Origin of the sequence: Cohnella nanjingensis, from assembly GCF_014212125.1 — a bacterium.
Lineage (GTDB): Bacteria > Bacillota > Bacilli > Paenibacillales > Paenibacillaceae > Cohnella > Cohnella nanjingensis.
The window spans coordinates 26,046-37,505 of record NZ_JACJVP010000049.1; the positions used below are offsets into that span (position 1 = coordinate 26,046).

At 62.3% G+C, this 11,460-nt stretch carries 12 protein-coding genes; all 12 read left to right on the plus strand.

From position 1 onward, the window contains the following. Window positions 1-30: 30 nt before the first annotated feature. Window positions 31-1,032: a flagellar motor switch protein FliM gene (gene fliM, locus H7C19_RS28370; RefSeq protein WP_185672465.1), complete on the plus strand. Its 1,002-nt coding sequence runs from the start codon at window positions 31-33 to the stop codon at window positions 1,030-1,032. Beyond that, window positions 1,022-2,263 (plus strand): flagellar motor switch phosphatase FliY, encoded by a 1,242-nt coding sequence (fliY, locus tag H7C19_RS28375; RefSeq protein WP_185672466.1) that lies wholly within the window; start codon window positions 1,022-1,024, stop codon window positions 2,261-2,263. The genes fliM and fliY overlap by 11 nt, the downstream gene beginning before the upstream one ends. 24 nt (window positions 2,264-2,287) lie before the next feature. Continuing rightward, a complete protein-coding gene (locus H7C19_RS28380) occupies window positions 2,288-2,650 on the plus strand; it encodes a response regulator (RefSeq protein WP_185672467.1) in 363 nt (120 codons plus the stop codon). A gap of 15 nt (window positions 2,651-2,665) precedes the next feature. Further along, window positions 2,666-3,199, plus strand: coding sequence for a flagellar biosynthetic protein FliO (locus H7C19_RS28385; RefSeq protein WP_185672468.1), 534 nt, complete (start codon window positions 2,666-2,668; stop codon window positions 3,197-3,199). 2 nt (window positions 3,200-3,201) lie between these two features. Next, window positions 3,202-3,948 (plus strand): flagellar type III secretion system pore protein FliP, encoded by a 747-nt coding sequence (gene fliP, locus H7C19_RS28390; protein ID WP_376775451.1) that lies wholly within the window; start codon window positions 3,202-3,204, stop codon window positions 3,946-3,948. A gap of 33 nt (window positions 3,949-3,981) precedes the next feature. After that, on the plus strand, window positions 3,982-4,251 hold the full coding sequence (fliQ, locus tag H7C19_RS28395) for a flagellar biosynthesis protein FliQ (RefSeq protein ID WP_185672470.1): 270 nt from the start codon (window positions 3,982-3,984) through the stop codon (window positions 4,249-4,251). 7 nt (window positions 4,252-4,258) lie between these two features. Next, window positions 4,259-5,047 (plus strand): flagellar biosynthetic protein FliR, encoded by a 789-nt coding sequence (fliR, locus tag H7C19_RS28400; RefSeq protein WP_185672471.1) that lies wholly within the window; start codon window positions 4,259-4,261, stop codon window positions 5,045-5,047. A 65-nt stretch (window positions 5,048-5,112) separates the two neighbouring features. Next, window positions 5,113-6,186 (plus strand): flagellar biosynthesis protein FlhB, encoded by a 1,074-nt coding sequence (gene flhB, locus H7C19_RS28405; RefSeq protein WP_246469870.1) that lies wholly within the window; start codon window positions 5,113-5,115, stop codon window positions 6,184-6,186. Window positions 6,187-6,231: 45 nt separating this feature from the next. Further along, window positions 6,232-8,265, plus strand: a complete 2,034-nt coding sequence (gene flhA, locus H7C19_RS28410; RefSeq protein ID WP_185672473.1) for a flagellar biosynthesis protein FlhA — start codon at window positions 6,232-6,234, stop codon at window positions 8,263-8,265. Further along, on the plus strand, window positions 8,262-9,848 hold the full coding sequence (gene flhF / locus H7C19_RS28415) for a flagellar biosynthesis GTPase FlhF (RefSeq protein WP_185672474.1): 1,587 nt from the start codon (window positions 8,262-8,264) through the stop codon (window positions 9,846-9,848). The genes flhA and flhF overlap by 4 nt, the downstream gene beginning before the upstream one ends. Beyond that, window positions 9,841-10,704 carry a MinD/ParA family protein gene (locus H7C19_RS28420; RefSeq protein ID WP_185672475.1) on the plus strand — a complete coding sequence of 288 codons (864 nt, stop codon included), beginning with the start codon at window positions 9,841-9,843 and terminating at the stop codon, window positions 10,702-10,704. Before flhF ends, H7C19_RS28420 begins: the two co-directional genes overlap by 8 nt. 34 nt (window positions 10,705-10,738) lie before the next feature. After that, window positions 10,739-11,460, plus strand: a 722-nt coding sequence (locus H7C19_RS28425) for a response regulator (RefSeq protein WP_185672476.1), incomplete at its 3' end; no start/stop codon positions are given.

The window sequence follows — 11,460 nt, forward strand, 5'->3', positions numbered from 1 at the left end:
TCCGAATCCTTTGGAAAGGGGTGACGAAAATTGGTTGACGTTCTTTCGCAAAACGAGATCGACGCCCTATTGGCGGCCCTCTCCTCGGGAGAAATGGACGCGGAGGAGCTTCGAAAGGAAGACACGCAGAAAAAAGTCCGGGCTTACGACTTCAAACGCGCGGTCCGGTTCTCCAAGGACCACATTCGCAGTCTGACCCGCATTCACGAGAACTTCGCGCGCTTCCTGACGACCTACTTCTCGGCGCAGCTGCGAACGTTCGTCCAGATCAACGTCGTGCAGGTCGAACAGCTTCCCTACGACGAGTTCATCCGCTCCATTCCGAAGATGACGATTCTGAACATTTTCGAAGCGGAGCCGCTCGAAGGCCGGATGGTGCTCGAGGTCCATCCCAACGTCGCCTTCGCGATGCTGGACCGGCTGCTCGGCGGGGCGGGTTCCGCGCCGACCAAGATCGGCAGCCTGACCGAGATCGAGACGATCATTATGGAGAAGATCTTCAGCCGGGCGCTGGAGACGCTGCAGGAAGCCTGGAAGACGGTCCTCGATATCGAGCCCCGTCTGGAAGCGCTCGAAACCAATCCGCAATTCATGCAGATCGTCTCTCCGAACGAGACGATCGCGCTCATCTCGCTTAGCACCAAGATCGGCGACACGACCGGGATGATCAACCTGTGTATCCCGCACGTCGTCATCGAGCCGATCATGCCGAAGCTCTCGGTGCATCACTGGTTCGTCTCGCAGAAGAAGACGCGGGCGCCCGAAGAGCTGAAGCAGCTGGAACAGCGGGTCACGAAGGCGAAGCTTCCTGTGATCGCCGAGCTCGGTTCGTCGCGCATCTCCGTGCAAGAGTTCCTGAACCTCGCCGTAGGCGACGTGATCGCGTTACATAAGAGCACCGACATCGGCCTGGACATCAAGGTGGGAGACAAGCTCAAGTTCATCGGCAGCCCGGGCACGGTGCGGGACAAAATGGCGGTTCAGATTCACGAGATCGTCAGCGAAGGAGTGGAAGAAGGGTATGACGAGTAAAGATTACCTGTCCCAAGAGGAGATCGACGCGCTGCTGCGGCAATCTTCGGGAGAGCAGCCGGACAGTCCGGCCGAAGCGTCCGACGGCGAAGTACACGTCGACGACTATTTGACGGCGTTGGAGCAAGATGCGCTCGGCGAGATCGGCAATATTACGTTCGGCAGCGCGGCGACGGCGTTGTCCACGCTGCTCGGACGAAAAGTGGACATCACGACGCCCAAAGTATCGATGATCTCCCGCGGCAAGTTCGTCAGCGAGTTTCCGAAGCCGCACGTCGCCGTTCACGTGCATTACGTGACGGGCTTCGAAGGGATCAATTCGCTCGTGATCAAGGCGCACGACGCCCAAGTCATCGCCGACCTCATGCTGGGCGGCGAAGGCAACGTGGAGACCGAAGAACTGAACGAGATCCACATCAGCGCGGTGCAAGAAGCGATGAACCAGATGATGGGATCGTCCGCGACGTCGATGTCGACGATCTTTAACCGGTTCGTCAACATCTCGCCGCCGGCCATCGACGTGATGGACGTGAAGAACAACACCGGCATCGACAACATTCCGCCGGAAGAGCAGTTCGTCAAGATCTCGTTCCGCCTCAAGATCGGGGAACTGATCGACTCGACGATCATGCAGCTGCTCACGGTTCCGTTCGCGAAGGAACTCGTGTCCTCGCTCATCGGAGGAGCCGCCGAGGAAGCCGCGCCGACCTATGAAGCGGTCTATGAAGCGCCGCCGGCCGCGAGCGCGCCGCCGCCCGTACAGCAGCAGACCGCCTATGCGCCGCCGCCGGCGAGCGCAGCGTATCCGCCGCCCGCCGCGCATTCGGCGCCGCCTGCCGCTTACGCGCAGCCGCCGTACGCAGGCGTACCCGCCCAGCCGCAAGCGCTCGGAGGCGCCGCCCACCGCAACGTGAGCGTGCAGCCCGTGCAATTCGCGAACCTGTCGGGCGGACAGCCGGGGGCGCTGGACGAGACGAACTTGAACCTGCTGCTCGACATTCCGCTGCGGGTGACGGTCGAATTGGGGCGCACCCAGAAGCAAATCAAGGATATCTTGGAGTTGTCCCAAGGCTCCATCATCGAGCTGGACAAACTGGCAGGCGAACCCGTAGACATCTTGGTCAACAACAAACTGATCGCCAAAGGCGAGGTCGTGGTCATCGACGAGAATTTCGGCGTCCGCGTAACCGATATCGTCAGCCAATGGGATCGCGTCCAAAAAATCCAATAACGTACCGACTGGGAGGAACCCGATATGGCAAACCGCATTTTGATCGTAGACGACGCCGCATTCATGCGCATGATGATTCGCGATATTTTGACCAAAAACGGCTATGAGGTGGTAGGCGAAGCGCAAGACGGCGCCCAAGCGATCGAGAAATTCAAGGAGCTCACCCCGGATCTGATCACGATGGACATCACGATGCCGGAGATGGACGGCATCGCGGCGCTGAAGGAAATCCGGAAGATGGACGCGAACGCCAAAGTGATCATGTGCTCCGCCATGGGGCAGCAGGCGATGGTCATCGACGCCATTCAAGCCGGCGCCAAAGACTTTATCGTCAAGCCGTTCCAAGCGGACCGCGTCATCGAAGCGATCAAGAAGACGCTCGGCTAGTCGGGAGCGGCGCGAATGTCTGCAACGTGGCTCGCGAGCGGCTATTCCGGGACTTCTTCCTGGGATTTGCTGTGGGTATTGTTTGTACTGGTCTTAATGGTCGGCGGGATCGTGCTGCTGCTGCGGTTCCTAGGCAAACGCAATCGCGGCTGGTGGATGAACCGGTCGCTTCGCTCTTTGGGCGGTCTGCCGCTCGGGACGAACAAATCGATGCAGATCGTGGAATGGAACGGCCGCATCTATGTGCTGGGCGTCGGCGACGACGTGACGCTGATCGAATCGATCAGCGATCCCGATCAAGTGACGGCGTTGCTCGCCGCCCACGACGTGGCGAACGCCGAAGCCCGCCCGGGCATGCCGCCTTGGCTCCGGCAGTGGATGAACCGCCGGCAGCCGGAGGGGGAGCGGGGCGTTTCGGCGCCGGCCGCCCCGCCGCCCAGCTTTGAACAAACGCTGGAGAATCGTATGCGCGAGCTGTCGGAACGCCGGCAGAAGGTCGGGCAAATGCTCTCGGACAGCCGAACAGAAGATCGGACGGAAGAACCATGAAGATGAAGTTAGCCACCAGCATCTCGGGCATGTTCGCGATGATGCTCTACGCCGGCAGCACGGCGTTCGCGGAAGGCAGTCCGGCCATCAGCATCACCATGGGAGACGGCAAAGAGCCCGTCGGCGCTTCCTCGCTCTCGCTGCTGCTGCTGATCACCGTGCTGAGCCTGGCGCCCGCGATCCTCGTCCTGATGACGAGCTTCACGCGGATCGTCATCGTGCTGGGGTTCGTAAGGACCTCGCTCGGCACGCAGCAGATGCCGCCGAACCAAGTGCTGATCGGGCTGGCGCTGTTCCTGACCCTGTTCATCATGTCGCCGACGCTGACCCAAGTGAACGATCAAGCGCTGCAGCCTTACCTCAAGGGGGACATCACCCAGACGGAGGCGCTGCAGAAGGCGTCGGTGCCGATGAAGGCGTTCATGTACAAGCACACCCGGCCCAAAGACTTGCTGCTGTTTATGAATTACACGAAGACCGAGAAGCCGAAATCCTACCAGGATATTCCGATTACCGTACTCGTTCCGGCTTACGCGATCAGCGAACTGAAAACGGCGTTTCAGATGGGGTTCATGATCTTCATTCCTTTCCTCGTCATCGATATGGTCGTCGCCAGTACGCTCATGGCGATGGGGATGATGATGCTGCCGCCCGTCATGATCTCGCTGCCGTTCAAGATTCTGCTCTTCGTGCTCGTCGACGGCTGGTACCTCATCGTCAAATCGCTGCTCGATAGCTTTCAGACCTGAAGATAAGCGAGGACGAACCTTGGAGGGAATGGAATGAGTGCCGAATTCGTCATCGGATTGGCGGGACAAGCCTTATACACGGTATTGAAAGTGAGCGCGCCGATGCTCGGGATCGGCTTGATCGTCGGCCTCTTGGTCAGCATCTTCCAAGCGACCACCCAGATCCAAGAGCAGACGCTCGCCTTCATTCCCAAAATTATCGCCGTCTTCGTCGCGTTGCTGGTGTTCGGTCCCTGGATCTTGAACACGATGGTGGATTTTACCAGCCATCTGCTCGGCAATCTGGCGAACTACATCGGGTGAGGCGCGCATGGACATGGTGATGCAGGTTTTTCCTGCCTACATGCTGGTGTTCTGTCGCATCTCCTCGTTTCTGATGGTCGCGCCCGTCTTCTCGACGAGAACGATACCCAAGACGTTCAAAGTCGGGATCGCGTTCTTCATCTCGATCATCGTCTTCCTGTCGGTCGGGTTCGACAAGCCCGTGCCGCTCGACGGCGCCTATATCCTGGCCGTTATGAAGGAAGTGCTGGCCGGCCTCATCATCGGCTATACGGCTTATCTGTTCTTCACGGTCGTGCAGACTTCCGGCGCCTTCATAGACATGCAGATGGGCTTCGCGATCGCGAACATCGTCGACCCGCTCACCGGCGTGTCGGCGCCGATGCTCGGCAACCTGAAGTTCATGATGATGACGCTCGTCTTCCTGTCCATCAACGGCCACCATTATCTGATCGGGGCGATCATGGACAGCTACAAATGGCTGCCGCTCGACAATCACCTGTTCCATACGGTCTACGAGGGACGGATGACCGAGTTTCTCACCCGAACGTTCGCGGATACGTTCCTGTTGGCGCTCCAGATCTCCGCGCCGCTCGTGGTCGCGATGTTCCTGACGGACGTCGGACTCGGACTGCTGGCCCGGACCGCGCCGCAGTACAACGTGTTCGTCATCGGCATTCCGGTGAAGATCCTGGTGGGGCTCGCGCTGCTCATTCTGCTGATGCCGGGGTTCAGCACCTTGTTCCAGATGGTGTTCGACCGGATGTTCGGGGCGCTGGAGAAGCTGTTCGTCATCATGAAGGCCACCGGGCCATGATCCGGCCGGACGGCTTGGTTGCGAAGGAGGAGACCCGATTGAACCGCGATCGATACCCGCTTCGCATGGACCTGCAGCTGTTCGCGGGAGAGAAGACGGAGAAGGCGACGCCGAAAAAGCGCGACGAAGCCCGGAATAAAGGCCAAGTCGCCAAGAGCCCGGAGATCGCGAGCTCGCTGATTCTGATCGCCGTGCTGTCCGTCATGCTGATGCTCGGCTCCTTTTTTCGCGAGCGGGTGTTCGGATTGTTCGCGGACGTGTTCCGCAACGAGCTGACGATGGAGATTACGGACGCGAACGTGTTCGCCATGTTCGCCAAGTACGCGCTGCAGATGCTGCTGCTCCTGGCGCCGATCCTGATCGCGACGCTCATCGTCGCGCTGGCGGCGAGCTACGCCCAGATCGGATGGCTGTTCACGACGGAAACGCTCAAGCCGCACTTCAACAAGCTAAATCCGCTCACGGGCGTGAAGAATCTGTTCGGGACGCGGTCGGTCGTCGAATTTCTGAAGAGCTCGCTCAAGCTGACTGCGGTCGGGCTCGTCGTCTACATGGTGATCTGGGCGGAGCGCGATCGGATCATGGCGCTTGCGCACGTGCCTATGGAAGACGTGTTCTCCTTCGCGGCCAGCCTCACGATGAGACTCGCGCTGCTCGTGGGGGCGCTGCTGTTCGCCCTGGCGATCGGCGACTACTACTATCAGAAATACGAGTACGAGAAAAGCTTGCGCATGAGCAAGCAGGATATCAAAGACGAGTTCAAGAACGCGGAAGGCGATCCGCTGATCAAAGGCAAGATCAAGGAACGGCAGCGTCGGATGGCGCTGATGCGGATGATGCAGGAAGTACCCAAAGCCGACGTCATCATCACCAACCCGACGCACTTCGCGGTCGCGCTGCAATACGACGGGACGAAGATGGACGCCCCGCGCGTCATCGCCAAGGGCCAGGATTATCTGGCGCTGCGGATCCGGGAGATCGCCAAGGCGAACGATGTCGTAACGATGGAAAACAAGCCGCTCGCCCGCGCGCTGTTCGAACGGACGGAAGTCGGGGACGTCGTCCCCGCGGATCTGTTCCAGGCGGTCGCGGAAGTGCTGGCCTACGTATATCGGCTCAAAGGCCGCAGGAAAGCGTAAGCGCGGGCGCTTCGCGCGCATCACCGAGAGAGGGAGGGAACGCCAGTGAAAATCCGGGACTTAAGCATCCTTGTCGGCATCATCGGCATCGTCCTGATGATGGTCGTCCCTATCCCCAAGCATTTGCTGGACTTGCTGCTGATCGTCAACATCTCGGCCGCGCTCATGATTCTGCTCATCTCCATGAACACGCGGGACGCGATTCAATTCTCGATCTTCCCGACTTTGCTGCTCATCACGACGCTGTTCCGGCTGGCGCTCAACGTCTCCACGACGCGCCTCATCCTCTCGGGGCATGACGCGGGCAAAGTCGTCGCGACGTTCGGCAGCTTCGTGGCGGGCGGACAGATCGCGATCGGCTTTATCGTCTTCTTGATCCTCGTCATCGTGCAGTTCATCGTCATCACGAAGGGCTCCGAGCGCGTGGCGGAAGTCGCCGCCCGCTTCACGCTCGACGCGATGCCGGGCAAGCAGATGAGCATCGACGCCGACTTGAACGCCGGCCTGATCAACGAGATGCAGGCGCGCGAGCGGCGGGAGAAGATCGAGAAGGAAGCGGACTTCTACGGCGCGATGGACGGCGCGAGCAAGTTCGTCAAGGGAGACGCGATCGCGAGCATCATCATCGTCGCCATCAACCTGATCGGCGGCTTCGTCATCGGGATGGCGATCCATGGCATGACTCTCAACGATTCGCTCAATACATACGCCATCCTCAGTATCGGGGACGGCCTCGTCAGCCAGATTCCGGCGCTGCTCATCAGCACCGCGACCGGTATCATCGTCACCCGGGCCGCCTCCGAAGGGAACATGGCCCAGGACCTGTCGACGCAGCTGTTCCGCTATCCGAAGCTGCTCTACATCGTCGCCGGCACGGTCACGCTGCTCGGCATCGCGACGCCGATCGGCATCGTCGCGACGATCCCCTACGCCGCGATCCTCGCGATCGCCGGCTACCGGCTGCAGCGCAACCTGGCGAAGCGGCAGCACGAGGAGGAACTGCTCGTCGAGGAGAAGCAGATCGAGGAAGTCCGAAGCCCCGAGAGCGTCATCAGCCTGCTGCAGGTCGATCCGATCGAGTTCGAGTTCGGATACGGGCTCATCCCGCTGGCCGACGCGCAGCAAGGCGGAGACCTGCTGGACCGGATCATTCTGATCCGCCGCCAGTGCGCGCTCGAGATGGGACTTATCGTCCCGGTCATCCGCATCCGCGACAACATTCAGCTGAAGCCGAACGAATACGTCATCAAGATGAAGGGCAACACGGTCGCCCGCGGCGAGCTGCTGCTGCATCACTACCTGGCGATGAGCCCGGGCTTCGAGGACGATGCCGTGACGGGGATCCCGACGAAAGAACCCGCGTTCGGCCTCCCGGCGCTGTGGATCGACGAAGCGACGAAGGAGCGGGCGGAGCTCGCCGGCTACACGGTCGTCGATCCGCCGTCGGTCGTCGCTACGCACCTGACCGAAGTGATCAAGCGGTACGCGCACGAGCTGATCGGCCGCCAAGAGACCAAGTCGCTGGTCGACAGCGTCAAGGAAAGCTACGCCACGCTGGTGGACGAGCTCGTCCCGAACATCCTCACGGTCGGCGACATCCAGAAAGTGCTCGCCAAGCTGCTCAAGGAGAAGATCTCGATCCGCGACCTCGTCACCATCTTCGAGACGCTGGCGGATTACGGCAAGTACACCAAGGATCCGGACGTGCTGACCGAATACGTCCGTCAGGCGTTGTCGCGGCAGATCACCCAGCAGTTCGCGAATCCGAACGAGCCGCTGAAGGTCATCACGGTCAGTCCCGGCGTGGAGAAGAAAATCGCGGAGGCGGTGCAGCAATCCGATCAAGGGAGCTACTTGGCCATGGAGCCTACCTCCACGCAGGCGATCTATAACAAGCTGAGCGAGCAGATCAACAAGACCCTGCAATCGGGGCAGCAGCCGATCATCCTGACGTCGCCGAATATCCGGATGTACATGCGCCAATTGATCGAACGCAGCCTGCAGGACATTCCGGTTCTTTCTTATAGCGAACTGGAGCCGAACATCGAAGTGCAAAGCGTCGGGGTGGTGAACGCATGAAGGTCAAACGATATCTAGTCGGCGACTTGCCGGAAGCCGTTCAGCTCATCCGCAGCGAGCTCGGCTCCGATGCCGTCATCCTGAACACCAAAGAAATCCGCACGGGCGGATTTCTTGGCATGTTCCGCAAGAAACGTGTAGAGGTCATCGCGGCGGTCGACGAGAAGGAAGCCGCAAAGCCTTCATACCGCGCGCCCGCCGGGAGGCCGGCGCCGGCAGTCGCCGCGACGGCGGATCGAGCGCAGAGACCGCAGCGTCCTGCGCCTTCCGCGCTTCCGGCCGCCGACGCGGAAGAAGCCCAAGCGCCGATGCTGCCGCCGGACGCGATCCGCCAGCGATATGTCGGCGCCGCCGATTCGCCGGCGTCGTCCGAACGCGCGGCGGTCAAGGCCGCGGCGCCCGAGCCGTCGCGCCCGGCCGAGCCGGCGGGGCAGGCGGAGCCTCCCCGCGCGAAGGAGACGCCGCGAGCGGCAGAACCTTCGCCATGGCGCGAAGCCGCGCATGCGGCTGAACCCCTTCCCCCTGCGTCGCCGCCGACCCGCGCCGCTGCTCCTCCGGCCTCTCCGGCGGCAGAGGCCGTATCGCCTTCCGTAGCGGAGGCGCTCGCGGCCGCGCTGTCGGACAGCCTGCGCGGCGCGGCGCAATCCGCCGCCGCCGCGCCGCCTCCGGCGGCCCCGAAGCAGGGGGAACCGGGCGAGACCGCGAGCGAGACGGCCGCTCTGCTGGCCGAGCTTCGCGAGATGAAGGAATGGATGAAGCGGGCGAACCGCGAGCAGACGCAGCGCGGTCTGCCGGAGCCGGTCCTGCAGCTCTCCAGGCGGCTGGCGCTTCAGAGCGTGGAGCCGGCCTACGTGGAACAGTTCGCCGAGGAGGTGACCGCCCGTCTCGCGTCACGCGACGAAGCGGACGAGGAGACGGCGCTGGCGCTGGCGACGGAGGTGCTGCGGGAATGGCTGGCGCCCGCCGCGGACGACGGGCTGTCCGGCGAGACGCGGATCGTGAACTTCGTGGGGCCGACGGGCGTCGGCAAGACGACGACGATCGCGAAGCTCGGCGCCGAGCAGGCGTTCGTGCACCGGCGGTCGGTCGGCTTCATTACCGCCGACACGTACAGGATCGCGGCGGTCGACCAATTGCGGACGTACGCCGACATCCTGAACGTGCCGCTCGAGGTCGTCTTCTCTCCGTCGGAGCTGACCCGCGCCTACAAGAAGCTGGAGGACCGGGACTTGCTGTTCATGGACACGGCCGGACGCAATTACCGCAACGAGCTGTTCGTGTCCGAAGTGAACAGCCTGCTCGCGCCGGGCCAGCAGGCGGAGACGTTTCTGGTGTTAAGTCTGACCCACAAATACAGCGACATGAAGCAGGTGGCGGGACACTTCGCGAAGTACGGAGTCAGCCGGCTGCTGCTCACGAAGATGGACGAGACCGATTCCTACGGCGCCGCGCTTAATCTGGTGAAGGCATTCGGCTTCCGCATTCCTTACGTCGCCTTCGGACAGACGGTGCCGGACGACATCCGCCGGTTCGACGCGGAGGATCTGATCGCGAAGCTGCTGGGGGAACCGGCCGATGCATGACCAAGCGCAGGCGCTCCGGCATCTCGTCCACTCCCGCGATCCGGCCTCCGCTCGCGCCACCCGCATCGTGACGGTGACGAGCGGCAAAGGAGGCGTCGGCAAGTCGAACTTCAGCCTGAACTTCGCGTTGGCGCTGCAGAACCGGGGCTACAGCGTGCTCTTGTTCGACGCCGATATCGGCATGGCGAACATCGACGTCCTGCTCGGCACGCCCGCGAAGTACAACCTGTTTCATCTGCTGAAGCGCGAGAAATCGATCTGGGAGATCATCCAGGTCGGGCCGAGCGGGCTCCAATTCATCGCCGGCGGGTCGGGCTTCCAGGACTTGATCCGGCTGAGCGAACAGGAGCTCGAATACTTCGCGTCGGAGATCGCCAAGCTGCACGGCCACGTCGATTACCTGCTCTTCGATACCGGCGCCGGGCTGTCCAAGGAGACGCTCCGCTTCATCAGCGCCGCGGACGAGACGATCGTCGTGACGACGCCGGAGCCGACTTCGATCACGGACGCGTACGCGCTGATCAAGATGGTGAAGACGATGGGGCACGATGCCGCGTTCCGGCTTGTCGTCAACCGGGTCGAAGGCGACCGCGAGGGCCGACAGACGGCCGACAACATCCGGCAGGTCGCCCGGACGTATCTGGACCTGGATCTCCCGCTGCTCGGCTTCGTGCCGGACGACGCGAACGTGTCCAGAGCGGTCAAGCGGCAGACGGCGCTGTCCATCGTCTACCCGGACAGCCCGGCGGCGCGGGGCATCGACGATATCGCGTCGGCCTACGTGCACGAGGAACGGCGGGCGCCGGAGCGGAACATCAAGGGTTTCCTGCAGCGCATGCGCAGATTGTGGAGCTGAAACGACAACATAGACGACAAAAAGGGGGAGCCGCATGAACGCGTTCAAAGTGCTGGTGGTCGACGATTCCCCATTCATGCGCAAGGTCATGAGCGATCTGATCGCGACGGACGGCGCCTTCCGCGTCGTCGGCACCGCGGCGGACGGGGCCGAAGCGCTGGAGCGGACGAGGGAACTCCTGCCCGACATCATCACGATGGATCTGGAGATGCCTGCGATGAACGGCCTCGAAGCGCTGAGGCGCATCATGGCCGAGCGTCCGACGCCGGTCATCATGATGTCTGCGGTGACCGACCGCGGCACGCGAGACACGATCAAGGCGCTCCAGTACGGCGCGATCGACTTCATTCGCAAGCCGGACGGCTCCGTGAAGCTGGATATCCGCCAAGTCGGCGAACAATTGCTGGAAAAGCTGCACACCGCGTCGGAGATGGCGCGTCTCGGCGGCATGCGGGTGCTGGCGCCCTTCCAGGAAGCGGGCGGGGAGCCGGACGAAGTCGATAGCCGCGAAGGCGAAGCGGCGCCGCAGCCGGAAGCCGAGGGCGGCAAGGAGCTGACGGCCTTGCGGGAGTCGGCCGCCGCCCGAGACGAAGATCCGACGGCGAACGAATCGACGCTGCCGCCGCCTGATCGCAAACCCGCGCCGCCGGCGCCAGCGAAGTCGGCGCCAGCAAAGTCGGCGCCCGCGAAGTCGGCCGCGAAGGCGCAGGCGGCTCCGCGCGAGGCGCGGCCGACCGCCGAGCCGCCTGCGCGGAC